This window comes from Frigidibacter albus (assembly GCF_009908165.1).
Lineage (GTDB): Bacteria > Pseudomonadota > Alphaproteobacteria > Rhodobacterales > Rhodobacteraceae > Frigidibacter > Frigidibacter albus.
In genome coordinates, this window is the sequence record NZ_JAAAUC010000009.1 from 161565 (window position 1) to 186575 (window position 25011).

21 protein-coding genes and 1 pseudogene are annotated in these 25011 nt (G+C 67.6%); 11 read left to right on the plus strand and 11 right to left on the minus strand.

What is annotated here, in order from left to right; translation table 11 throughout:
• The first annotated feature begins 87 nt into the window (after positions 1 to 87).
• Positions 88 to 435, plus strand: coding sequence for a hypothetical protein (locus GVY41_RS14925; protein WP_161347604.1), 348 nt, complete (start codon positions 88 to 90; stop codon positions 433 to 435).
• Between the two features lie 203 nt (positions 436 to 638).
• Here the strand turns inward: GVY41_RS14925 and GVY41_RS14930 are convergent, their stop codons facing one another.
• From GVY41_RS14930 to bcoG, 7 genes are all read right to left on the minus strand, one after another.
• The gene (locus GVY41_RS14930) at positions 639 to 2270 is read right to left on the minus strand and encodes an ABC transporter ATP-binding protein (protein ID WP_161347603.1); all 1632 of its coding nucleotides are present in this window, start codon (positions 2268 to 2270) and stop codon (positions 639 to 641) included.
• Positions 2267 to 3082: an ABC transporter permease gene (locus GVY41_RS14935; protein ID WP_161347602.1), complete on the minus strand. Its 816-nt coding sequence runs from the start codon at positions 3080 to 3082 to the stop codon at positions 2267 to 2269. The genes GVY41_RS14930 and GVY41_RS14935 overlap by 4 nt, the downstream gene beginning before the upstream one ends.
• Positions 3079 to 4041: an ABC transporter permease gene (locus GVY41_RS14940; protein ID WP_229726067.1), complete on the minus strand. Its 963-nt coding sequence runs from the start codon at positions 4039 to 4041 to the stop codon at positions 3079 to 3081. The genes GVY41_RS14935 and GVY41_RS14940 overlap by 4 nt, the downstream gene beginning before the upstream one ends.
• Before the next feature lie 10 nt (positions 4042 to 4051).
• Positions 4052 to 5641, minus strand: coding sequence for an ABC transporter substrate-binding protein (locus GVY41_RS14945; protein ID WP_161347600.1), 1590 nt, complete (start codon positions 5639 to 5641; stop codon positions 4052 to 4054).
• A gap of 135 nt (positions 5642 to 5776) precedes the next feature.
• Complete coding sequence (locus tag GVY41_RS14950; protein ID WP_161347599.1) at positions 5777 to 7786, minus strand: CocE/NonD family hydrolase; 2010 nt, start codon at positions 7784 to 7786, stop codon at positions 5777 to 5779.
• Positions 7783 to 9240 (minus strand): carnitine 3-dehydrogenase, encoded by a 1458-nt coding sequence (locus GVY41_RS14955; RefSeq protein ID WP_161347598.1) that lies wholly within the window; start codon positions 9238 to 9240, stop codon positions 7783 to 7785. Before GVY41_RS14955 ends, GVY41_RS14950 begins: the two co-directional genes overlap by 4 nt.
• Positions 9237 to 10160 (minus strand): 3-dehydrocarnitine:acetyl-CoA trimethylamine transferase BcoG, encoded by a 924-nt coding sequence (gene bcoG, locus GVY41_RS14960; protein ID WP_161347597.1) that lies wholly within the window; start codon positions 10158 to 10160, stop codon positions 9237 to 9239. Before bcoG ends, GVY41_RS14955 begins: the two co-directional genes overlap by 4 nt.
• A 73-nt stretch (positions 10161 to 10233) precedes the next feature.
• On the opposite strand from bcoG, the gene GVY41_RS14965 reads away from it, so the two are divergent.
• Positions 10234 to 11238: a GlxA family transcriptional regulator gene (locus GVY41_RS14965; RefSeq protein WP_161347595.1), complete on the plus strand. Its 1005-nt coding sequence runs from the start codon at positions 10234 to 10236 to the stop codon at positions 11236 to 11238.
• On the opposite strand, the gene GVY41_RS14970 is transcribed toward GVY41_RS14965, so the two are convergent.
• From GVY41_RS14970 to GVY41_RS14985, 4 genes are all read right to left on the minus strand, one after another.
• Entirely contained in the window at positions 11178 to 12146 is a 969-nt protein-coding gene (locus tag GVY41_RS14970) for an alpha/beta hydrolase (protein ID WP_211374369.1), read from the minus strand. The genes GVY41_RS14965 and GVY41_RS14970 overlap by 61 nt on opposite strands.
• Before the next feature lie 101 nt (positions 12147 to 12247).
• On the minus strand, positions 12248 to 12688 hold the full coding sequence (locus tag GVY41_RS14975; RefSeq protein WP_161347593.1) for a cupin domain-containing protein: 441 nt from the start codon (positions 12686 to 12688) through the stop codon (positions 12248 to 12250).
• Positions 12689 to 12828: 140 nt separating this feature from the next.
• A complete protein-coding gene (locus tag GVY41_RS14980; RefSeq protein ID WP_161347591.1) occupies positions 12829 to 14151 on the minus strand; it encodes an aspartate aminotransferase family protein in 1323 nt (440 codons plus the stop codon).
• A complete protein-coding gene (locus tag GVY41_RS14985) occupies positions 14148 to 15149 on the minus strand; it encodes a phosphotransferase enzyme family protein (protein WP_161347589.1) in 1002 nt (333 codons plus the stop codon). Before GVY41_RS14985 ends, GVY41_RS14980 begins: the two co-directional genes overlap by 4 nt.
• 149 nt (positions 15150 to 15298) lie before the next feature.
• Here GVY41_RS14985 and fabG point away from each other — a divergent pair, with 149 nt between their 5' ends.
• The 9 genes and pseudogenes from fabG to GVY41_RS15030 all read left to right on the plus strand — a co-directional run.
• Positions 15299 to 16078 carry a 3-oxoacyl-ACP reductase FabG gene (fabG, locus tag GVY41_RS14990; protein ID WP_161347587.1) on the plus strand — a complete coding sequence of 260 codons (780 nt, stop codon included), beginning with the start codon at positions 15299 to 15301 and terminating at the stop codon, positions 16076 to 16078.
• A gap of 32 nt (positions 16079 to 16110) precedes the next feature.
• Entirely contained in the window at positions 16111 to 16878 is a 768-nt protein-coding gene (locus tag GVY41_RS14995; RefSeq protein WP_161347584.1) for an SDR family NAD(P)-dependent oxidoreductase, read from the plus strand.
• Positions 16879 to 16896: 18 nt separating this feature from the next.
• A complete protein-coding gene (locus GVY41_RS15000; protein ID WP_161347582.1) occupies positions 16897 to 18168 on the plus strand; it encodes a D-arabinono-1,4-lactone oxidase in 1272 nt (423 codons plus the stop codon).
• Between the two features lie 411 nt (positions 18169 to 18579).
• Positions 18580 to 19470, plus strand: coding sequence for a DMT family transporter (locus GVY41_RS15005; RefSeq protein ID WP_229726066.1), 891 nt, complete (start codon positions 18580 to 18582; stop codon positions 19468 to 19470).
• 162 nt (positions 19471 to 19632) lie between these two features.
• Entirely contained in the window at positions 19633 to 21141 is a 1509-nt protein-coding gene (locus GVY41_RS15010) for an ABC transporter substrate-binding protein (RefSeq protein WP_161347578.1), read from the plus strand.
• 56 nt (positions 21142 to 21197) lie between these two features.
• Positions 21198 to 22112, plus strand: a complete 915-nt coding sequence (locus tag GVY41_RS15015; RefSeq protein WP_161347576.1) for an ABC transporter permease — start codon at positions 21198 to 21200, stop codon at positions 22110 to 22112.
• A 9-nt stretch (positions 22113 to 22121) separates the two neighbouring features.
• Positions 22122 to 23042 (plus strand): ABC transporter permease, encoded by a 921-nt coding sequence (locus GVY41_RS15020; RefSeq protein ID WP_202456109.1) that lies wholly within the window; start codon positions 22122 to 22124, stop codon positions 23040 to 23042.
• Complete coding sequence (locus GVY41_RS15025; protein WP_161347572.1) at positions 23035 to 24666, plus strand: ABC transporter ATP-binding protein; 1632 nt, start codon at positions 23035 to 23037, stop codon at positions 24664 to 24666. Before GVY41_RS15020 ends, GVY41_RS15025 begins: the two co-directional genes overlap by 8 nt.
• Positions 24663 to 25011 (plus strand): annotated as a pseudogene (locus GVY41_RS15030) (Rossmann-fold NAD(P)-binding domain-containing protein); the annotation flags it as partial. The gene GVY41_RS15025 and the pseudogene GVY41_RS15030, both read left to right, overlap by 4 nt.

The following is a 25011-nucleotide window of genomic DNA, read 5'->3' on the forward strand; positions in this document are numbered from 1 at the left end:
GCTCTGCGATCCCGAGGTGTTCAGCGCGGCCGAAGCCGGCCTGCCGCTGAACGGGCTCTGGACCCTGACGGTTATACGGGGCATGAGTTGTCGGGCTGCCCCGGGCAGGTCGGCGCGGCGATCGCGGGCGAGGTGATGGCCGGTCAGAGCTCCAGCCGCCAGATCACCTGGCCGCGCCCGTTCAGTCCCGCTCCGCTGATGGCCGACACGCCGATGGCGCTGGACTGGGTCAATCGCGGCGGCGGGCGCTGGTCCACGCGCGTGATCGATGAACGCAGCGAGATGGGAGCCTATGGGCGCGTGACGATGCAGGCCCGGATCCTCGGCCCGCGCGAGATCGCCACCACCTCAATATTCTCGACCAATGCGCTGGCGGTGATCGGCGGTGGAACCTGCGTTTCGACCACCCATGCCACTATGAGGCATGGGGGCTGACCTGGCCCGCCACACCTACCCCAACCGCGGAATTTCGCGCCCCTCACTTCCGCCGCGGCAGCTGATTCGAAGGCGGCCCGAAGGGCTCACCAGTGAGAGGCGCGCCGCCTCGCACTCGGGCGGGCATGTCGACCGCGACGGACAGAAGCGAAGCGCGGTGCCCCGCGTGGGCGGCGGAGTTGGCCCCGCGTCAGCGTCAGTCGTCAGTTGCCGCCCGCCGCCATCTTGCGATGCGCGATCACCTCTTCCAGCCAGCCCTGCCGCATCTCGGGGGCGGAGGACAGTAGCAGGTCGGTGTAATCGTCGAAGGGCGGCGCCAGCACCTCGGCCTTTGGCCCGCTGCGCACGACCTTGCCGCGGTACATCACCGCGATCTGGTCGGCGATGGCGCGCACGGTGGCAAGGTCGTGGGTGATGAACAGATAGGCCACCCCTTCCTCGCGCTGCAGGTCCAGCAGCAGCTTGAGGATCCCGTCCGCCACCAGCGGGTCGAGCGCCGAGGTCACCTCGTCACACAGGATCAGCCGCGGTTTGGCGGCCAGCGCCCGGGCGATGCAGACGCGCTGCTTCTGCCCGCCCGACAGCTCTGCCGGATAGCGGTCGGCGAACCCGGCGCCCAGTTCGATTTCCTCGAGCAGCTCGAGGATGCGCTTGCGCTTCTCCGCGCCGCGCAGGCCGAAGTAGAATTGCAGCGGCCGCCCGATGATGGTGCCGACCGTCTGGCGCGGGTTCATCGCCGTATCGGCCATCTGGTAGATCATCTGCAGCTCGCGCAGGTCATCCGGGCTGCGACCGGCAAGTTTCGGAGGCAGGGCGCGGCCATCGAAGAAGATCTCGCCCTGCGAGGGGGGGAGGAGGCCGGTGATGGCGCGCGCCAGCGTGGACTTGCCCGACCCGCTTTCGCCCACCACCGCCAGCGTCTGCCCCGGCGCCAGATCCAGCGTGATGCCCTTCAGCACATCGACCGGCACGCCGGGATAGCGGGCAGTGACCCCGCGGATCGACAGCAGTGCGGTTGTCCCCGGCGGTTTTGCCGGGTGGTCCTTTTGCCGGACCGACACCAGATCGCTGGTATAGGCCTCGCGCGGGGAATGGATGATCTGCGAGGTCTCGCCGCATTCGACCATGCGGCCGTTGCGCAGCACCATGATCTCATCGGCCACCTGCGCCACCACGGCAAGGTCGTGTGTGATGTAGAGCGCGGCCACCCCGGTGTCGCGGATCGCCTCCTTGATCGCGGCCAGCACGTCGATCTGGGTGGTCACGTCCAGCGCGGTGGTCGGCTCGTCGAACACCACAAGCTCCGGCCCCGGGCAGAGCGCCATGGCCGTCATCACCCGCTGCAGCTGCCCGCCCGACACCTGATGCGGATAGCGGCGGCCGATGGTCTCGGGATTGGGCAGGCCAAGCTTGCGGAACAGGGCGACGGCGCGCGCCTCTGCCTCGGCCAGCGGCACGCCCGCGGCCAGCGTGGTCTCGATCACCTGATGCATCAGCCGCCTGGAGGGGTTGAAGGCGGCGGCGGCCGATTGCGCCACATAGGTCACGCGCTTGCCGCGCAGGGCCCGCAGCCCGGCGGGGCCGGATTGCAGGATGTCGATCCCGTTCAGCAGGACCTCGCCCCCGGTGATCTGCGCGCCGCCCCGGCCATAGGCCATCGCCGCAAGGCCGATGGTGGACTTGCCGGCGCCGGACTCGCCGATCAGCCCCATCACCCGGCCCTTGGCCAGGGTCAGCGACAGCCCGTGAACCAGCGTCACCTCGCGCGGCGGCTCGCCTGGCGGATAGCTGGTCGCGCCGATCTTCAGATTGCGGATTTCCAGCAGGTCGGTCATCCCCGTCCCCCCTTCAGGCTCGAAGTGCGGTTGAGGATCCAGTCCGCCACCAGGTTGACCGAGATGGCGAGGGTGGCAATGGCGACAGCCGGCAACAGCGCCGCGGGGATGCCATAGACGATGCCGTCCTTGTTTTCCTTCACGATCCCGCCCCAATCCGCCAGGGGCGGCTGCACCCCGAGGCCAAGGAAGGAGAGGGTAGAGATGAACAGCACCATGAAGATGAAGCGCAGCCCCGCTTCTGCCACCAGCGGCGACAGGGCGTTGGGCAGGATCTCGCGGGTGATGATCCACAGGTTGCCCTCGCCCCGCAGCCGCGCGGCTTCGACATAATCCATCACCTCGATGTCGATCGCCACGGCCCGCGACAGGCGGAAGACCCGGGTGGATTCGATCAGCCCCATCACCATGATCAGGATCGGCAGCGTCGTCGGCATCACCGACAGGATCACCAGCGCGAAGATCAGCGCCGGGATCGACATCATCAGGTCCACCAGCCGCGACAGCGCCTGATCGACCCAGCCCCCGGCCACGGCGGCCAGAAAGCCCAGGACCACGCCGGTGAGGAAGGCGATCAGCGTGGCGCAGACGGCGACGAAGATCGTCACCCGCCCGCCCCAGATCATCCGCGACAGCAGATCGCGGCCGATGGAATCGGTGCCCAGCCAATGGGTGGGCGACATCGGCTCCCACACATCGCCCACCACCTCGGCCATGCCATAGGGCGACAGCCAGGGCGCCAGAATTGCGGCCAGGAAGAACGCGGCAGTGAACAGCAGGCCCAGAAGGGCCGAGATCGGGATACGGGTCATTTGGGATGCCTCAGCCGCGGATTGGCCAGAAGCGCGACGATATCCGCGATCATGTTCATGCCGATATAGACGGCGGCGAAGACAAGCCCGCAGGCCTGCACCACCGGCACATCGCGCTTGGAGACGTGATCGACCAGATACTGCCCCATCCCGGGATAGACAAAGACCACCTCGACCACGACGACACCGACCACCAGATAGGCCAGGTTCAGCATCACCACGTTGACGATCGGCGCGATGGCATTGGGCAGGGCGTGGCGCGAGATGATGGTGAAGCGGCGCAGGCCCTTCAGCTCTGCCGTTTCGATATAGGCCGACTGCATCACGTTGAGGATTGCGGCGCGCGTCATCCGCATCATGTGGCCCAGAACCACCAGCACCATCACCAGCGCGGGCAGCGCGATGGCCTGCAGCTGTTCGCCAAGGCTCATGCCGTCATAGATGGTGGAGACCGAGGGGAAGACCTGGAACTGCACCGCCAGCAGGAACATCGCGATGTAGCCCAGCATGAACTCGGGCACCGAAACCGTGGCCAGCGTCACGCCCGAGATCACCTTGTCGGGCCAGCGGCCCTGATAGCGCACCGAGACAAGGCCGAGGATCAGCGCCAGCGGCACCGCGATGATCGCGGCGGTGCCGGCAAGGAACAGGGTATTGCCAAGCCGGTGCGACATCGACGTGGCGATGTCCTGCCCGTTGCTGAGCGCGTTTCCAAGATCGCCCTGCAGCGCCCCGGCGAGCCACGAGAAATACCGGGTCAGCGCGGGCTGATCCAGCCCCAGTTCGGCCCGCAGGTTGGCCAGCGCCTGCGGCGTGGCCGACTGGCCAAGGATCGACTGGGCGACATCGCCCGGCAGGATCTGCGTTCCGGCAAAGATCAGCGCCGAGGCCGCCAGCAGCAGGACGAGGCCCAACGCGATGCGTTGGGCCACCAGTCCAAGAAGGGATCCCGCGTTCACGCGCGCACCTTCAGGCGAACCAGCATTTATGCGGGGCATACCCGTTCATCAGATCCTGCGTCGGATCGTCGATCCAGCCCTGCAGGTCGTTGCTGTTGGCCGAGATGAAGTTGTTGAACATCGGCAGGATCAGCCCGCCTTCATCGCGCACCAGATAGGCCATCTGCGAGTACATCTCGCGCCGCTTCGCCTCGTCCAGCTCGCCCTTGGCGTCGTTCAGCAGCGCGTCGAACTCGGGGTTGTTGAAACGGGTGTCGTTCCAATCGGCGCTGGACAGATAGGCGGTGGAATACATCTGGTCCTGCACCGGGCGCCCGCCCCAGTAGGAAGCCGAGAACGGCTTCACGTTCCACACGTCCGACCAGTAGCCATCGCCCGGCTCGCGCCGGATTTCCAGCGGGATGCCCGCCGCCTGCGCCGATTGCTGGAACAGCGCGGCCGCGTCCATCGCGCCGGCAAAGGCCACGTCCGAACAGCTCATCACGATGGGGGAGCCGTCATGACCGGACTTCTTGTAGTAATGCGCCGCCTCTTCGGGGTCGAACACCCGCTGCGGGATGGTGTCGTCGAAGAACGGATAGGCGGCGTTGATCGGGAAATCGTTGCCGACGGTGCCATAGCCCATAAGCACCTTGTCGACCATGTCCTGCCGGTCGACCGACAGCTTCAGCGCCATACGCAGGTCGTTGTTGTCGAAGGGCGCGGTGTTGCAGTGCATGATGAACACGTAATGCCCGCGGCCTGCCACGTCGGTCACGGTGACGGTCGGCGCGCGCGCCATCAGGCCGGCGATCTTGGGATCCACGCGGTTGATCAGATGCACCTGGCCCGATTGCAGCGCCGAGGTGCGGGCGGTGTTGTCGTTGATGACCAGGATCTCGACACTGTCGAAATGGCCCAGGCTGTCGTCCCAGTAGCCATCGTACTTCTCGAACACCGCGCGGACGCCCGGTTCGAAGTTCACCACCTTGTAGGCGCCGGTTCCGACACCCGCGGCCGGGGCGTCCACCCCGCCCTTGGGCTGGATCAGCAGGTGATAATCGGCCAGCAGATAGGGCAGGTCGGCATTTGCCGCCTCCAGCGTCACAACAACGTTGTCGCCATCCACCGCCATGTCGGCAATGCCGGTCATGATGCCAAGCGCGCCCGACTGCGACGCCTCATCCGAGTGGCGGCGCAGGGTGGCCAGCACGTCATCGGGAGTCATCGGGCTGCCGTCATGGAAGGTCACGCCCTTGCGGATGCGGAAGGTCCAGACCTTGGCATCGGGCGAGCTGTCCACCGCCTCTGCCAGGCGCATCTGCAGGCCCGTGCCGCTGGGATCGCTCTCGACCAGCGGCTCGCCGAACATGCGCAGCAGCTGGAAGGTGACCTGATTGGCGGCAAGCGCCGGATCAAGGCTGTCGGTGGACCCGCCGCCCTGCATCCCGATCTTCAGCGTGCCCCCTTTCTGCGGGGTCTGCGCGCGCAAGCTGGTCGCCATCAGGGTGTTGGCCGCCGCTGCCGTCAGGCCAAGCGCCGCCGCACGCCCGAAGAAATGGCGCCGGTTCATGGAGCCCTTCAGGGTGCGCGACAGATAATAGCTGAGTTCATCGTTCATGGATCGTCTCCCTTTTGGATCGGCCTTGCTGGCCTGGCGTTTCCTGATTGATTCATCAGTCAGATATAATTTGCGCCATTCCGGCGTCGCTGGCTTGTGTTTTCACGCGCCCGGCGGGAAATTTCGCCACATGCGCTAAAGGTGGTCGCGTGGAACGGTTTCGCTTACGTCGCGGGCATAGATGAGGCGGTCATTCTCCCAGGCTTCGACCCGGCCGCTGAGGTGGAAGTCGGTGGCATCCGCGAAAAGCTCGGTCCGCGCCTCGGTGCGCAGGCGCAGCCCGTTCCGCTCGATCACCTGCGTCCAGTCGGTCAGGGCGCGGGCCGACAGCGGATCATCGGGGCAGATCTCCCACCGCTCGCGCAGCACAGATCCGCTGATCAGCCCGTGCGTAGTGTCGCGCGCCTCGCCGAAATCATCCTCGATGACCAGCGAGATGCGACCGCTTTGCTGGTCGATCTCGCTGCGACGGATATGGGCCTCGGGGCGGATCACCTCCAGCTGCAGGGGTGCCGCGGCTTCGGCCTCGGGGAGGGTGATCTCGTCGCCGTCGCCGGACGGGCGCACCGGCAGATCCAGCGCGCCGCCCGTCAGGGTCAGCGTGACGGGCCGCGGCGAGGGCCAGATCATCGGGAAATAGGTCGAGGACACCGCCACCCGCAGCCGATGCCCCTCGGGCAGGCGATAGGCGATGTGGTCAAGCGGCACCTCCACCTCTGTCTCCTCACCGGGGATCATCGGCTCCGGCTCTGCATGCGAGGTGCGGTGGCACAGGTTCAGCACGCCCCAGGTGATCCGGGTCGAGGCGCCGTCGGGATGTACATGGTTCAGCCGCACCGCCACATGCGCGACCGGCCGGTCGCTTTTCAGACGCAGCCGCAGCGTGGGTGCGCCGAGGATGTCGGTCTGCCCCAGCGGCGCAGAGTCGAAGCAGGCCGACAACGCATCATCGCGGCGCTGGTCCCCCGGCATCTCAGGGCCCAGGAAGATCGCGCAGAACTCGCCGCTGTCCATGCCGCAATGCTCGGGGCTGGCAAGGGGGACCTCGAAGGGCGCGCCGCTGCCAAGGGTGCCGTGCCCTTGCGGGCTGTGGCCAAGCACGAATTGCGCAGGTTGGGCATCGGGGCGCGGCCAGACTGGTTCCGCCACCCAATGCCCGGGGCGGTGGCTGTACCATGTCGCAGGGCGGCCCCCGTCCAGCATGTAGACGGCATAGGCCGGGCCTTCATCGACGCCGGTGTCCAGGCCCTTCAGGTGACGGTCCCACCAGCGCAGCGCCTCTTGCAGGAAGCCGATCCGTGGCTCGGGCGAGGCGAAATGCGGGTATTTGTGGATCCACGGCCCGATGATCCCGCGCACCGGCGCGCTGATGTTCTCGACCAGCTGCGGCACCGCGTTCTTGTAGCTGTCGCCCCAGCCGCCCACCGCCATCACTGCGGCGCGGATCGCGCTGTAATCCTCGCAGATCGATCCGTGGCGCCAATAGGCATCGCGGCGCTGATGGCGGAACCAGGTTGCCGCCAGAAACGGCTCATTCTCCAGCCGCGACAGCCAGAGCTCGCGCCAGTCATCGGGGCGCTGGTCGGGGTCCGGCGGGCGCGAGGAGAAGGACCACATCGTGCCGGCCCAGCCAAGGTTCTCGCCCAGCATGCAGCCACCTTTGTAGTGGATGTCATCGGCATAGCGATCGACGGTGGAGCACAGGGTGATGATCGCCTTCAGCGCCGGCGGTGCCAGCGCCGCCATCTGCAGCGCGTTGAACCCGCCCCAGGAGATACCCATCATCCCCACCGCGCCCGAGCACCAGGGCTGGCGCGCGATCCAGTCGATCACCTCGACACCGTCCGCCAGTTCCTGCGCGGTGTATTCATCCGCCATCAGCCCGTCGCTGTCGCCATTGCCGCGCATGTCAACGCGCAGGCAGGCATGGCCGTGCCCGGCCAGATAGGGGTGGGTCAGCTGGTCGCGCGGGGCCGTGCCGTCGCGGCGGCGATAGGGCAGGTATTCAAGAATCGCCGGCACCGGACTGTCCGCCGCGCCGTCCGGCAGCCAAAGCCGCGCGGCAAGGCGGGTGCCGTCGGGCAGGGTGATCCAGACAAGCGGCGTCTCGGTCACCTCATGGGGGAAGTCGGTGACTGTCTTCATGCGGCGGCCTGCTTTCGCTGGCCGACATGGCGCCCGGCGGCCTCTGGCCGCGGCAGGCCCGCATCGCGCGCGGCCCGTTCGGCGACCGCGGCCAGCACCTCCGGTGCGGCGGGACAGGGCTTGCCGCTGGCCATGTCGACATGCAGCAGCATCTGCTCGAGGGTGGCAACCTCAGTGCCATCCCGCGCCACGGTCATCCAAAGATGCAGGCGCTTGGCGTCATGGGACAGGATCTGCACGCGCACCGACAGCCTGTCGCCAAGCCGCGCTTCGGCAAGGTGCCGCAGATGCGTCTCGGCGGTGTAGTAGCTGTGTCCGGCCTTCACATAATCGAGTCCGGCGCCGATGCGGGCAAGGAAATCATCCACTGCCTGCGACCCGGCGAAAAGATAGCGGCTTTCCGTCATGTGGCCGTTGTAGTCGATCCAGGAGGGGAGGACCACCATCTGCGTGTCGTCAGCGACATCTTTTGTCGCTTTCAGCTGCTCTTGCTGCGCGGCAAGCAAGCGGTCATGGTCGTTCAGCACCCGCCCCGCGCCCCAGTCGCGGTCTTTCAGTGAGCGCAGAAACGCCACAAGATTGTCGTCGCGGATGCGCTCCAGATCGCGGATCGAATGGTGCCCCGATTGCGCATCAGACTGGCTGGCGATGCGTTCGACCAGTTCCGCGGTGAAGGGCGGGGTGTCGGTCAGCTTGCTCCAGGGCCATGCCAGCGCCGGGCCGAACTGGGCCATGAAGTGCCGCATCCCGGCCTCGCCCCCCGCGATCCGGTAGGTCTCGAACAGGCCCATCTGCGCCCATCTGAGGCCAAAGCCCATGCGGATGACCTCGTCGATCTCCTCCGTCGTCGCCACCTCGTCATGCACCAGCCACAGCGCCTCGCGCCACAGCGCCTCCAGCAGGCGGTCGCCGATATGGGCGTCGATCTCCTTGCGGACATGCAGCGGGAACATCCCGATCCCGCGCAGGATGTCCTGCACCTGAGTGATCTCGGCTTCGGTCGAGGCGGGCGAGGCGACGATCTCGACCAGCGGCAGCAGGTAGACCGGGTTGAACGGGTGGGCCACGAAGATGCGGCCCGGCCGCGCGGCGCCGGCCTGCAGCTCGCTCGGCTTGAAGCCCGAGGTGGAGGAGCCGATGGGCGCATCACACGCCGCTTGCACCTGCGCCAGCACCCGGTGCTTCAGCGCCAGCTGTTCTGAGACGCTTTCCTGCACATAGTCAGCGCCGGTGACAGCCTCGGCAATCGAGCCCGCGAAGACCAGCCGCCCCTCGGGCGGCAGCCCGGTATCGGACAGCTGCGGCAGCGCAGAGCGCGCATTCGCCAGCACTTCGCCGATCTTGCGCGCGGCCTGCGGGTCGGGGTCGAACACCGCCACATCCCAGCCGTTCAGCAAGAACCGCGCGGCCCATCCGCCGCCGATGACGCCACCGCCGATGATCGCCGCCTTCATGCTGCGGCCCCCCGCAGTGCGCGCTTGGTCAGCCCCAGCCGGCTGCGCACAGCCTCGGGCCCGATGACGCGCGAGCCCATGCCCTCGATCACCGTCACCGCCCGCTCGACAAGCTGCGCGTTGGTGGCCAGCTGCCCCTTGCCGAGCCAGAGGTTATCCTCCAGCCCCACGCGCACGTTGCCCCCGGCCAGCACCGCCGCCGCCACATAATCCATCTGGTTGCGTCCCAGCGAGAAGGCGGACCAATTCCAGCCCGCCGGGATCGCATTGACCATCGCCAGGAAGGTGTTCAGGTCATTGGGTGCGCCCCACGGCACCCCCATGCACAGCTGCACCAGCGCCGGGCCGGCAAGGGTGCCTTCCTCGACCAGCTGCCTGGCGAACCACAGATGGCCGGTGTCGAAGGCCTCGATCTCGGGGCAGACGCCAAGCTTGGTCATCATGCCGCCCATCGCCCGCAGCATCCCGGGGGTGTTGGTCATCACGTAATCGGCTTCGGCAAAGTTCATCGTGCCGCAATCGAGCGTGCAGATTTCCGGCAGGCATTCGGCGACATGCGCCACGCGCGCGGTGGCGCCGATCATGTCGGTGCCCGCCGGGTTCAGCGGCAGCGGCGCCTCGATCCCGCCAAAGATCATGTCGCCGCCCATCCCCGCCGTCAGGTTCAGCACCACGTCGGTGTCGCTGTCGCGGATGCGCTCGGTCACCTCGCGATACAGCGCGGGGTCACGGGCCGGCTTGCCGGTTTCGGGGTCGCGCACATGGCAATGGACGATCGCCGCTCCGGCGCGCGCAGCATCGATGGCCGCCGCAGCGATCTGGGCCGGGGAGCGCGGGACATGGGGGCTGCGGTCCTGCGTGGCTCCGGATCCGGTGACGGCACAGGTGATGAACACCTCACGATTGGGGGCAAGCGGCATGAACGACTCCGTGGGTTAGACCCCGAAGGATAGGCGGCTTGCGTGGCGTCACTTGGCGAAATACGCTGCTGGCATGACGAAAAGCGCAGACCCTTTTGCCTTTTTTCCAATGGCGGGTGGCCAGCCGCTGGAAATCGCCATCTTCGTGCTGCCCCACGCCTCGCTGCTGACGCTGGGATCGGTGATCGACCCGCTGCGCGTGGCGAACCGGCATCTGTGCCGCGAGGCATTCCGCTGGCGCATCCTGTCGGCCAGCGGCGGCGCGGTGCCGCTGACCTGCGGGCTGGGGTTGCCGGTGGATGCCTCCTTGCAGGGCGCGGTCGGGACACGGCCCGATGCGCTGTTCGTGGTGGCCGGATATGGCGCGCGGGAAATGGCGGCGGGGCCGGTGCTGCGCGACCTGCGCGGCGTGGCGCGGGGGGCGGGGCTCTGCGTGGCCATCGACAGCGGCGCCTGGCTGCTGGCCGCCGCGGGCCTTCTGGGTGGCGCGAGGGTCACGACCCATTGGGAGGATCTGGAGGATTTCGCCGCCGCCTATCCCCAGCTCGACCTGGTGCCCGACCGCTATGTGCTGGACGGGCGCATCGCCTCGGCCGGGGGCGCGGGGCCGGCGCAGGACCTGATGCTGGACCTGATCGCGGCGCGGCATGGCCCTTCGCTGGCGATGCAGGTGGCGGGCACTTTCATCACCAGCCGCCGCGCCGGCAGCGAGAGCCAGCTTGCCGCCATCGCCGCCGGGGTGGCTACCGGCGGCGACCCCCGCGTGGCGGCCGCCATCGCGCGGATGGAGGGCAGCCTCGACGCGCCAGAGCCGGTTGCGGCCACCGCCCGCGCCGTGGGCCTGTCGCTGCGCCGCCTGCAAGCGCTGTTCGCGGCCGAGGTGGGGATGACACCCAAGGAATACACGCTGGAGCTTCGCCTGCAGGCGGCGCGGCGCATGATTGCCGACAGCCGGGCGCCATTGGCGGAGATCGCCGTGCGCACCGGATTTTCGGCGCAATCCGCGCTCAGCCGGGCTTACCGCGCGCGGTTCGGCAGCCCGCCCTCGGCGCTGCGCCGCCGGTCATCCGTCAGGTAGCGCAGGGCGGCCAGCAGCGCGGCGAAGCCCGCCGCTGCGCCCTCGCTGGAATGGCGGGCGCGCAGCCAGCCATGCACCATCTGCGGCTCCAGCCGATACCAGCATTCCACCCCGGCGCGGGTCAACACCGCCGCATAGGCGGCTGCATCGTCGCAGAGCGGATCGAAGCGCGCGGCGGTGACGTAGGTCGGCGGCAGCCCCGCAAGCTGCGCCCCGCGCAGCGGATGGGCGATGGGGTCATCCTCGGGCGCCTGCAACAGCTGCCGGTAATAGGCCACATCCGCCGTGCTGAGGCCCGGAGCCTCGGCCATCTCGACATACGACCCGCGCGTCAGCTCGCCGCCAAGCGCGGGATAGATCAGCGCCTGCCCGCAGAGCCGCCCCGGCAGGGCAGGCGCGTCCCGCTCGCGCAGTGCAATCCCCGCCGCCAACGTGGCGCCGGCACTGTCGCCGACGGCCACCACATCCTCGCCCGCCCCCAGAAGCGCGCGCAGCACCGCGAAGGCATCGTCGCTTGCCGCCGGCCACAGATGCTCAGGCGCCAGACGGTAATCGACCGACACCAGCCGCGCGCCGATGGCCTCGGCAATCTCGGCACAGATGGCGTGGTGGCTGGCGCGGGAGCCCAGCATGAAGCCGCCGCCATGCAGATAGAGGATCCGCGCAGCCGTATGCTGAACCGATGGGGCATAATGCCGGACCGGGATGCCGGCCAGATCCGCATCCTCCCAGACCAGTCCCGCCGGCATCGGTCTGTCGAAGGCAGCGCAGAAGCTGTCGTACCACTCGCGCTGGCGGGCGACGGGCGCGTCCGCGGCGTCCGCCGGGAACAGAGCGGCAGAGCGGTCCAGGAATTCGAGGATCCCCTCCTCGGTCGGCAGGAGGGTGGCGGTGGTGCGCATATCCATCATGTCTTCCAGCATCGACGAGTTCTCGGCGATTCACAATCGCATCGGAGTCCGCGAAGGGCGCGGCAGGCCCGCAGCAGGACGGGCCGGCTCTCTCCCTGCTACGGGTGCGGCAGCAGCACCGAGTTCTTCATGCTGTCGCTGCCCATATAGACCGCGAGGATCCGCACCGGGCCGGACCCGGTATTGGTGCCATTGTGCGGCCAGTCCACCGCTTCGACCAGCGTATCCCCGGTGGAGTAGACGCGCAGGCCCTTGGTTCCATAATCGACGGTCAATTCGCCCTCGAGCACCTGCGCGAAGAACGGCACTTCATGCAGGTGCCAGCCGGTCGACACGCCCTGTTCCAGATGGACGATGGCCGCGGTGACGACGGCTGCCCCCGGCGGATAGGCAATCGGCTGGCCGACCGCGTCTGTCGAGGTTTGCATGACGGGTTCGACCGTGGCCCCCATGCGCAGCGGCTGTTCGGCCCAGGCCGCGCCATGACCCAGCAGTGCCACGCTGGCCACCAGCCCTAGTGTTGCATATCTCGTCTTCATCCGTGCCTCCCTGTCGCCCCTGCCCGCAGCCACGCTACAGGGTTCCGGCGGCGTGACACGAAGGAAACGCGCTTTTTCGCCGGCCAGATGCCGAAATGCCGTCAATCGGGGGAATTGCGCCGGCCGGCGCTCTGGTCGGGCTATGCCTGCTGCGCGACCTCGCCCATCGCGTCGTCCAGCGCGGTGACGAACAGGTCGGCCTCGTCCCGCGTCAGGCACAGCGGCGGGCGCAGCTTGAGCGTCGCGCCATGCAGCCCCGCCGCCCCGATCAGTACGCCGCGGCTGCGCATCGCGTCGATCACCCGCAGCGTCAGGCCGGGGTCGGGGGCGCCCTCGCGGCCGATGTCGACACCGATGAACAGGCCCGCGCCGCGCACTGCCGTGATGTGCGGGCGGGTGGCGGCCAGCGCCCGGATCCCGGACAGCAGGTGAGTGCCGGTGACGCTGGCGTTGTGCTGCAGGCCCTCGTCCTCGATCACCCGCAGCACCGCCGCGCCGGCCGCCGCCGCGACCGGGTTGCCGCCGAAGGTGTTGAAATAGCCGGTATCGGCGCAGAAGGCGGCCAGATGGTCGGGCCGGGTCGCCATCGCCGCCATCGGAAAGCCGTTGCCCATCGGCTTGCCCATGGTCACGATATCGGGCGCCGCGCCGTGGCGGGCAAAGCCCCAGAAGGCGGCGCCGGTGCGCCCGAACCCGGGCTGCACCTCGTCGGCGATGAACAGGCCGCCGCGGGCCCGCACCAGATCGGCCGCGCGGGCCAGAAACCCCGGCGGCCCGTCATGAATGCCGTCGCTGGAAAAGATCGCGTCGCAGAGGAAGGCCGCCATGCCGAAGCCCCGCGCCTCCAGTTCGGCCATCGCCGCCGCCAGCGCCGCCAGAAAGCCAGCTTCGGTATCGGTCGCCGCACCCGGCGGCGCAATCGCCACCACATGCGCTGGCAGCCCCCCGCGTTTCAGCGCCGAGGGCGACACCCCCGTCACCAGGTCGGTATTTCCGTGATAGGCGTTCGTCGTGACCACAAATCCCTGTCGCCCCGTGACCGCGCGGGCAATGCGCAGGGCCAAGTCGTTGGCCTCGCTGCCCGAACAGGTCATTACCACATTGGACAGATCGGCGGGCAGCCGGGCCTTCAGCGCATCGAGGTAGTCATCGACCACGGCCACCACATAGCGCGTGTTGGTGTTCAGCCGCGCGATCTGGTCAGCTACGGCGCGCACCACCGCGGGGTGGCTGTGCCCGACCGAGGGGACGTTGTTGTAGAAGTCGAGATAGCGCCGCCCGGCCACGTCCGTCATCCAGCAGCCGCTGGCCGACACCATCTCGATCGGGTCGCGGTAGAACAGGACCGAGGCAGCCCCGAGGTTGCCCAGCCTGCGGCGTACCGCCGGCGCGGCGCCCGCGGCGGCGCTGGCGTCGAAGGCATTCATGTCGAGGATCTGGCGGATGGCGGGGGTCTCGGTCATGGGCGGGGCTCTGCCAGATAGCGCTCTGCCAGCTCGGCTGTACCTTCGGTATAGGCGCCAAGCCCGGCCTCCTGCGCGGTTTCGGTTTCTGAGTGGCTGCCGATCCATGCGGTCAGCAGCAGCCGCCGGAACAGGATCAGCGCCGGCAGCATTGCCTCATGCTCTGCCCCGAAGGCCGCGACCTCTCGGTATCCCGCCAGCCAGGCGGCCTGCAGGGCCGGGATCATCGGCGAAGTTTCCAGAAAGCTGATGGCGGCGGCGAAATCGTAGGCGAACCATGACAGGCCGCAATCGTCGAAATCGATCACCGCCAGCTGGTCCCCCGTGGTCAGCAGGTTGGCAAGCCGCAGATCGGCGTGAACGAGGCCGAAACGGTCGGCGCCATTGCCATAGGCGGCCAGCTCGCGCTGCAGACGCTCCGCCAGCGCCTCCAGCACCGCGACGCTGTCCGCGGTCAGGCCCGGCGCGGCGCGCCAGTCTCCCCAGAGCGGCGCGGGGCCAAAGGCGCTGTCGAAATCCCAGGTCTTGCGGGTGAAGCCTGCGGGCGGCTGCCATCCGCGGGCATGGCCATGCAGCCGGGCGCTGACCGCGCCAAGCTGGCGGAACCCCGCCGTCAGGTCCCCCGCCGGGTCGGGCTCCGATCCGGGCATGAACTCGAAGGCCACCACATGGCGCAGATCGCCGCCCTCCTCGAACCGGGCGATCATCTCGCCGGAACGCAGCGGCAGCGGGGCGGGTGCAGTGACCGCCCCCGCCTGCCGCAGCGCCGCGATCCATGCCAGCTCCGACGCGATCTCGGCCTCGGTATGATAGCCGGGGCGATGGACGCGCAGGATCATTGGGGCGCCCCGGGCCGGATCGTCGGCGCGGAAGGTCGCATTCTCGGACAGGGTCAGCAGCCGCACCTGCGTTTGCGGCGACAGGCCCCAGTGCGGGGCAAGCGACTGCGCCCCGGCCCGAAGCCGTTCCACCAGATCGCCGTGATAGAGACCGCCCATCCCCGTCCTTCCTTTGTCCACCACCGCAGCCTAGAAACCGATTGCTGCAGTTGCAACACGGGCCTTGCGCGATGGCCGCGCCCGCGTGATCCTGTCACGAAGGGGCCCGCGTATGAGGCGCCATCATGACCGGCAACAGGGAGACTGGAATGCTGACATCCATCAGCGGGCGCAGCGTGGTCGTGACCGGCGGGTCCAAGGGCATCGGTCTTGGCATCGCGCGGATCTTTGCGGCGCAGGGCGCCAAGGTGATGATCGCCGCACGGGGCGAGGCTGCGGCCAGCGCCGCCGTTGACGCGATCCGCGCCGCCGGGGGCACCGCCGCCTTCCACCTGTGCGACGTGTCGGACTGGCAGCAGGTGCAGGGCCTCGTCGCCTCTGCGACCGCAGCCCATGGCGGCGTCGATATCCTGTGCGCCAATGCCGGGATCTTCCCGCAGGTCAAGATCGTCGACATGATGCCCGAGGATTGGGATGGCGTGATGTCCAGCAACCTCAAGAGCACGTTCCTCTGCGTTAAGGCCTGCATTCCGGCCTTCGAGGCAGCGGGCAAGGGCCGCGTCATCGTCACCTCCTCGATCACCGGGCCGGTGACGGGCTATCCGGGTTGGGCGCATTACGGCGCCTCGAAGGCCGGGCAACTGGGCTTTCTGAAGACCGCGGCGATGGAACTGGCGCGCTACAACACCACCATCAACGCGGTGATGCCCGGCAATGTGATGACCGAAGGCCTGCAGGGGCTTGGCGAGGACTATCTGGCAACCATGGCCGCCTCGATCCCGCTGGGGCGCCTTGGTGCCGTGGAAGATATCGGCAATGCCGCGCTGTTCTTCGCCTCGGACGAGGCGGGCTACATCACCGGCCAGCAGATCGTTGTCGATGGGGGGCAGATCCTGCCCGAAAGCCTGGAAGCGCTCGCGGGGATCTGAGGCATGCATAGGAGCAGACGCAGGAGGGACAGTTGACCAGACGCCTAGACGGAAAGACCGCCCTGATCACCGGCGGGGCCGGGGGCTGCGGGCGCGCCGCCTCTGAACTGTTCGCCCGCGAAGGCGCGCGCGTCGGCATCGTCGACCTGCCCCGCAGCGAGGGCTCGGCCTTGGCAGAACGGCTCCGGGCCGAGGGGCATGAGGCGGTCTTCGCGCCCGCAGATGTGTCCGACGCGGCGCAGGTCACGCGGGCCGTCGCGCAGGTGGAGGCGGCCTTTGGCCCGATCACGGTGCTGATGAACCATGCCGGGATCCTTGCCGCGCTGCCCTTCCTCGAGACCTCCGAAGAGGAATGGGACCGCATCATGGCGGTGAACGTCAAAAGCATGTTCCTTGTCACCAGGGCGGTGCTGCCGGGCATGATCGCGGCCGGGGGCGGCTCCATCGTCTGCACCTCGTCGATCTCGGGCGTCGTCGGCACGCCGATGGAGGTGCTCTACTGCACCTCGAAGGGCGCCTGCCACATGTTCGCGCGGGCCATCGCGGTGGAATTCCGGGACCGGGGCATCCGGTCGAACGCGATCTGCCCCGGCTTCATCGCCACCGCGCATGGGCTGCGGGAAATCGAGCTGCTGCAAAAGCACGGCGTCGACGTGTCCGAGGCCGCCATCGCCACCGCGCAGGGGCGCCTGTGCCGCCCCGAGGAAGTTGCCTCGGCGGCGCTGTTCCTCGCGAGCGACGAGGCCAGCTTCGTCAACGGCGCGCATCTGTTTGCCGACAATGCCTATACGGCCATGTGATTTTAAGGGGGCTCCGCCATGACGACTTCGTCGCACAACATGCAGGTCAACGACTTCGGCATCGAGCATGCGCATTGGCGCAACTGGGTGGGTAACCAGTCTTGCGTGCGCGCGGCCCGCGGCGCCCCGCAAAGCGAGGACGAGCTCTGCGCCATGATCGCGGCGGCGACGGGAAGGGGGCTGAACGTGCGCGTCGCGGGATCGGGCCACAGCTTCACGCCGGTGGCGCTGACCAGCGGCCTGCACCTGACGCTGTCGGGGATGAAGGGCGTGAAGCACGTTGACCGCGAAAAGCGCCGGGTGACGGCGGCCGCGGGGACCACGATCAACGAGCTGGTGAAGGTGCTGAAGGCCGAGGGGCTGTCGATGCTGAACCAGGGCGATATCGACAGCCAGGCCATCGCCGGCGCCTTCATCACCGGCACCCACGGGACCGGCGCCGCGCTGCCGGTTCTGGCCGATTGCATCGTCGGGATGAAGCTGGTGCAGCCGGACGGGTCGATCCTTGTGGTGGACGAGACGACGCCCGATCTGCTGCTGGCCGGGCGCGTCTCGCTTGGCACCCTTGGCGCCATTTCCGAAATGACGCTGCAGGTGACGGACAGCTACCGCCTGAAGGAACGCATCTGGCGCGAGGACTTCGAATCCGCGATGGAGATGCATGACGAGCTGGCCGAAAAGCACCGGCATTTCAGCTTCTTCTGGTGCCCGTATGAGGAAAGCCGCCACTGCTATTGCCTGCCCGACACCTCTGCCACCTCGAAGACCGGGCGCACCAGCGACGTGTGCGAGATGAAGGTGATGGATATCACCGAGGAGGCGCCCTTCGAGGGAGAGTTCGACAAGGTCGCCTACAGCTCTGATGTCTATCCCATCGAATACATCCCGAACTTCCACGAGCTGGAATATGCCGTGCCGCGCCAGCACGGCAAGGATGCGGTGCGGGCGGTCCGCAAGATCATGCTCGATGAGTTCCCCGAGGCGATCTTCCCGATCGAATACCGCTTCACCGCCGGGGATGAGGCGTGGATGAGTCCCTTCCACCGGCAAGACAGCGTGACCGTCTCGGTCTCGGGCGAGCCGGGCAAGGATTATTGGGACTACCTGCGCGCGGTGGACAAGATCCTGCGCGGCTATGGCGCGCGCCCGCATTGGGGCAAGCTGCATTTCCTGACCGGCGAGGATGTGGAGGCGGTCTATCCGCGGGCGCAGGACTTCCGAGCGCTGCGCCGCAAGCTCGATCCGCAGGGCTTCTATCTGAATGACCACCTGAGCCAGCTGTTTCGCTGACCTGCCGGGCGGCAAGACCTGCAACCGGGTTCTGCGCGCCCGGATCGAGGCGCAGGACCGACTGAAACCAGTCCCGCCATGGCTGCCCTCGTTCACGCGGGTGCCCCGCCGCAAAGCTCGCCCCTGTCAAGCGGCGCGCCGTGCCGGGCGATTGCTTCCGCGACAGCGGACGCGGGCAAGTTACCGGCCTGTTCGACACCGCAAGAACCGCCGCCCGGTCATGTCTCTCTGAATCGAACGGAGGAAGGAGCGCGGTTGGCTTGGCCAGGTTGCCGAGTTTCGCGCTCCGGTCCCCGGGGGCACCAATCAGACGGGAGTGCTGGGGGAGAACTGCGCTTTCGCAGCTGCATAAGTTGGTATATTAGAATGTCAGATTGGCGCGCTCTGCGTCGCTGTCGAGGAGCGATGCCCGTGCCAGCTCAGACAAACAGGCGCGCCGCGCTGATCGCGGCGGCGCTGATGGGGGTCGCGGCCGTGCTGAACGGGGCCGATGCGGTGATCGTGCGGCTGCTGGCGGGCGAGGTGCATCCGCTGATCATCGGCGGCGCCCGCGCCGCTTTTGGGCTTGCGGTGGTGCTACCCTGGATCCTGACGCGGGTGGACCTTGCAGCCTCGCCCTATCGCTGGCTGCATGTGCTGCGGGCCGGGCTGAAGCTGGCCTCGCTGGTGGCGTTCTTCGTGGCCTTTGCCCATGCGCCACTGTCGGATGTGGTGGCGATCAACTTCACCATGCCGATCTTCCTGACGCTGGGGGCCTGGGCCGTGCTGGGAGAGCGGATGACCCTGCCCAAGCTGCTGGCAGTGGTCGCGGGCTTTGCCGGAATGCTGATCGTGATCCGGCCGGGGGAGGGCGGGGTGAACCCGGCGCTGGCCTTTGCGCTGGCGGGGGCGGTGCTGACGGCGGTGATCCAGCTGATGCTGCGGCGCATGGCGCTGCGCGACACCACCGACCGGCTGGTGGCATGGAACCTCTTGACCATGGCGCCGCTTGGCCTGCTGGCGGCGCTGTTCGTGTGGCAGACGCCGACGCCGGCGCAATTCGGGCTGCTGGCGCTGCAAGGCGCGCTTGGGGCGCTGAACATGACGCTGCTGACGCGGGCCTTTGCGCTGGCCGAGGCCTCGTTCCTGGCGCCGCTCGATTTCCTGCGGCTGCCGGTGGTTGCGGGGATGGCCTTCGTGTTCTTCGGTGAGGTTGCGGGCGCCTCTACCTGGATCGGGGCGGCGGTCATCTTCGGGGCCACGCTGATCGCCGCCGGGGGCGCGCGTTATGGCCGCCGCCGGATGCCCCCGGATGGGCCGTGACGGCTGGCCGTGGCGGTTTTGCAAATAAGCGGTTCACAAAAATCTCAGATGCACTAATATTTCAATAGGGCCCAGGGAGACGATTCGTCTTTCCGGTCTGCGGGCGCGCCCGGGCGAGAGGGCAGGCCGACAATCACCGGAAGTTTGGGGAGGAGACATTCCATGACACATAAACTGACATGCACCACGGGCTTGCTGCTGGGGGCGCTGTTCGGAACAGCGGCCTTCGCACAGGACCACAACGCCGTGACCATCGTGCTGAGCGAAGAGCTGGAGCTGATCGACCCCTGCATGGCGTCGCAGTCCAATATCGGACGGGTGCTGCTGCAGAACATCTCTGAAACGCTGACCGTGTTCGAACCGAGCACGGCCGAGCTGCTGCCCAAGCTGGCCGAAAGCTGGGAAGAGACCGAGGCCGGCACCTGGCGCTTCAAGCTGCGCAGCGGTGTCAGCTTCTCGGATGGCACGCCGTTCGGCGCCAGCGATGTGGTGCATTCCCTGGAACGCTCGATCAGCGACCAGATCAGCTGCGAGATCGGCGGCAAGTATTTCGGCGGCTTCGAGATCGAGGCCGTCGCGGTGGATGACACCACCGTCGACATCACCTCGGACCCGGCCCAGCCGATCCTGCCGCTGCTGATGTCCTCGCTGACCATCGTGCCGGAAGAGACGCCGCTGGAATATGTGCAGACCCCGGTCGGCACCGGCCCCTACGAGATGACAGAGCGCAACATGGGCACCGATATCGTGCTGGAACGGCGCGAGGATTATTGGGGCGAGATGCCGGCGGTTACCAAGGCGACCTACATCTTCCGCAGCGACAGCGCGGTCCGCGCCGCGATGATCGAGGTGGGCGAGGCAGACATCGCCCCGGTGATCAGCGAGCTGGATGCGACCAATCCCGAAACCGACTTCGCCTACCCGAACTCGGAAACCACCTACATGCGGCTCGACCACGCGACCGCGCCGACGGATGACCGCCGGGTGCGCGAGGCGCTGAACCTTGCCGTCGACCGCGAGGCCTTCATCGGCACGCTGATGGCGCAAGAGGCGATCCTGGCCACGGCGGTGGTTCCGCCCTCGACCGCGGGCTACAATGCGGACCTTCAGCCCTATGCCTTCGATCCGGACCGCGCCCGCGAGCTGCTGGCCGAAGCCGAGGCCGACGGGGTGCCGGTGGACGCGGAGATCCGCATCATCGGCCGCATCGGCCTGTTCCCGAACGATGCCGAGGTGCTGGAGGCGCTGATGGCGATGTTCCAGGACGTGGGCTTCAACGTGACGCTCGAGATGTTGGAAGTGGGCGAGTACAACACCTACTACAACCGCCCCTTCGCCGAAGAGCGCGGCCCGCAGATGGTCAGCGCGCAGCATGACAATGCCAAGGGCGACCCGGTGTTTTCCATGTACTTCAAGTACGGCACCGAGGGGCAGCAGTCCGGCCTCGTCTACCCCGAGCTGGACGAGATGATCGCCAAAGCCACCGCGGCCACCGGCGAGGAACGTGCAGCGCTGTGGTCCGAGGTGATGACCAGCATCCATGAGGAGCATATCGGCGACGTGCTGCTGTTCCATATGGTCGGCTTCAGCCGGGTGAACCCGCGCCTGGACTTCAAGCCGACCATCGCCACCAACTCCGAGCTGCAGCTGTCGCAGATCGGCTTCAAGTAAGACACGGAACGGGGCGGCATGTTTGCCGCCCCGTTGCCATTCTGGGAGGAGCGGGCGTGAAAAAATTCATCGGCAAACGGGCCGTGGCCAGCGCCATCTCGCTGGTCGGGCTGGTGATCATGGTCTTCTTCCTGTCCCGGCTGACGGGGGATCCGACCGACCTTTACCTGCCCGTCGACGCCTCGCTTCAGGCGCGCGAGCAGTTCCGCGAGATCAACGGGCTGAACGATCCGCTGATGGTGCAGTTCGGCCGCTATGTCGCCGACCTTGCGGTGCTGGATTTCGGGAATTCGATCCGCCGCTCCCGTCCCGCCATCGACGTGGTGCTGGAGGGCTTTGCCTGGACGCTGTGGCTGGCCTGCGTGACCATGCTGCTGGTGACCTTCGCCGCCATCGTTATCGGCTCGCTGGCCGCCTTCCGTGTGGGCGGCATCTTCGACCGCATCGCCACCTTCTTCTCGCTGGTCGGCGCCTCGGCCCCCGATTTCTGGATCGCCATCGTCGCCATCGTGGTGTTCGCCGTGAACCTGCGCTGGCTGCCGACATCCGGCACCGGGACCATCTGGCACTGGGTGCTGCCGGTGTCGGTGCTGTTCATCCGGCCCTTCGGGCTGATCCTGCAGGTGGTGCGTGGCTCGATGATCGGGGTGCTGTCCTCGGCCTATGTGAAGACCGCCCGCGCCAAGGGCGTGCGCAACCGCCCCATCATCTTCGTGCACGGGCTGCGCAACGGGATGTTGCCGGTGATCACCGTGATCGGCGATCAGGCGGCCGGCATCCTCAACGGCGCGGTGATCGTCGAGACGATCTTCGGCTTTCCCGGCATCGGCAAGCTGATGATCGACTCTATCCTGCAACGCGACTTCAACGTGGTGCTGGCGGCGATCATGGTCTCGGCGCTGGCGATCTTCCTCATGAACCTGCTGATCGACCTGGCCTATGCGCTGCTCGATCCGCGCATCCGGTATTGAGCCATGACCATGACCCAGATTGCCCCCGATACCGGCGCCCGGCCCAGGAGTGGCCTTGCCACCGTCATCAGCCTGCTGTGGCGTGACAAGTTCGCCTTCTGTGCCGCGCTGTTCCTGCTGCTCGTGGTGATCTGTGCCCTGCTCGGCCCGCTGCTGCTGGAGGGGGCCGCGACCAAGCAGAACCTGCGCGGGCGCAATGCGCCGCCCTTCGACATGGAACGCGACTGGGAGTTCTTCTTTGGCGCCGATGCGCTTGGCCGGCCCCTGCTGGTGCGGATCATCGTGGCGGCGCAGAACACCATGATGATCGCGGCGGGGGCGGTGTTCTTCTCGGCCCTGATCGGGTCCAGCCTTGGCCTCGCGGCGGGGTGGTCGCGCGGCCGCATGAGCCAGATCATCCCGCGGCTGGGGGACGTGATCATGTCGTTCCCCTCGCTGCTGCTGGCGGTGATCGTGCTCTACATGCTTGACCCGTCGGTGTTCAACATCATCATCGTGCTGGCGATCACCCGCATCCCCGTCTACCTGCGCACCGCCCGCGCCGAGGTGCTGGAGGTGCGCGAGAGGATGTTCGTGCAGGCCGCCAAGGTCATGGGCGCGTCGGACTTGCGCATCGTCTTCCGCCATATCCTGCCGGTGGTGCTGCCGACGCTGCTGACCATCGCCACGCTGGATTTCGCCTTCGTGATGCTGGCCGAAAGCTCGCTGTCCTTCCTCGGCATCGGCATCCAGCCGCCCGAGATTACCTGGGGGCTGATGGTCGCGCAGGGGCGGCCCTACCTTACGAATGCCTGGTGGCTGTCGTTCTGGCCGGGTCTGGCGATCATCCTGACCACGCTGTCGCTGAACCTGCTGTCGAACTGGATGCGGATCGCGCTCGATCCGGTGCAGCGCTGGCGGCTGGAAATGGGGGGGCGCAAGAATGACTGAGCATCTGCTGGAGGTTTGCGATCTGTCGGTGGAGTTTCATACCGCGGGCGGCACCGTGAAGGCGGTGCAGGATGTCAGCTGGCACCTCGACCGTGGCGAGACGCTGGCGATCCTGGGGGAAAGCGGGTCGGGCAAGTCCGTCTCGGCCTCGGCGATCATGAACCTGATCGACATGCCGCCGGGCAGGATCACCAGCGGCCGTATCCTGCTGAACGGCGCCGACATGCTGAAGATGACCGCCGAGGAACGCCGGCGCATCAACGGCGCGCGGATCGCGATGATCTTCCAGGACCCGCTGGCGCACCTGAACCCGGTTTATACCGTCGGCTGGCAGATCGCCGAGATGATGACCACCCATGGCACCCCCGCCGCCGAGGCGCGGGAGCGGGCGCTGGCGCTGCTGAAGCGTGTGGGCATTCCGGAGCCCGCCGAGGCGATGGCGAAATACCCGCACCAGTTTTCCGGCGGGCAGCGGCAGCGGCTGATGATCGCGATGGCGCTTGCCTTCAAGCCCGACATCCTGATCGCCGATGAACCCACAACCGCGCTCGACGTGACCGTGCAGGCGCAGGTCCTGGCGCTGCTGGAAGAGCTGCAGGCCGAAACCGGGATGGGGCTGCTGCTGATCACGCATGATCTGGGCGTGGTGGCAGAGATTGCCGACCGCGTGGTGGTGATGAACAGCGGCCGCATCGTGGAAACCGGCAACGCCGCCGAGGTCTACAGCAACCCGCAGCACCCCTATACGAAAAAGCTGATCGGCGCCGCGCCCGGCAAGGGCGCGATGCCGGCCGAACGCGACCGGGGCGGCGAGCCGCTGCTGCGGGTGGAGCGGCTGTCCAAGCATTACGGCGCCTTCCATGCGCTGAAGGGCGTCAGCTTTACCATCATGCCGGGCGAGACGGTGGCGGTCGTCGGCGAAAGCGGCTCGGGCAAGTCGACGCTGGCGCGGGCGCTGCTGCGGCTGGAGGAGCCTTCGGGCGGGCAGGCCTTCTACAAGGGCCGTGATCTGGTGACGATGCCGCCCAAGGACCTGTTCGGGCTGCGGCGCGAGATCCAGATGGTGTTCCAGGACCCGACCCAGTCGCTGAACCCGCGGATGTCGGTCTATCAGCTGATCTCCGAGGCCTGGGCGATCCACCCCGAGATCCTGCCGCGGGCGCGCTGGCGCGCGCGGGTGGCGGAACTGCTGACCAAGGTCGGCCTCGATCCGGGGATGGCACAGCGCTATCCGCACCAGTTTTCGGGCGGGCAGCGCCAGCGTATCGCCATCGCCCGCGCGCTGGCGTTGGAGCCGCGGCTGATCGTCTGTGACGAGGCGGTGTCGGCCCTCGACGTGTCGATCCAGGCGCAGGTGATCGCACTGCTGGAGGGGCTGCGCCGCGAGTTCGGCCTGTCCTACCTGTTCATCGCCCATGACCTGCCGGTGGTGCGCGATTTCGCGGACCGTGTGATCGTGATGAAAGAGGGCGAGATCGTCGAAGAGGGCACTGTGCGCCAGATCTTCAACGCGCCCCATGAGCCCTATACCCGCGCGCTGCTGGCCGCGAGCCTGGACCCCGATCCCGAGGTGCAGGCCCGTCGCCGCGAGGCCCGCCTTGCCGAAGGATTGCTGACCGCATGAAACCCGATCTGCTTGTCGCCTACCCGACCCGCCCGCGCCAGATGGCGCTGCTGGCCGAGGCTTATACAATTCACCGGCTCGACCTTGCCGAGGACAAGGTCGCGATGCTGGTCGAGGTCGGCCCGCGCTGTACGGCGATGCTGTGCAATGGCCATGTGACCATCGACGAGGCGTTTCTGGCGCAGGTGCCGAACCTCAGGATCGCGGCCTCCTCCTCCGTCGGCTACGACACGATCGACGTCCCCGCGCTGACGCGTGCCGGGGTTCGGCTGACGAACACGCCTGATGTGCTGACCGATGACGTGGCCGATACGGCGCTGATGTTGCTGCTGGCGGCGCGGCGGC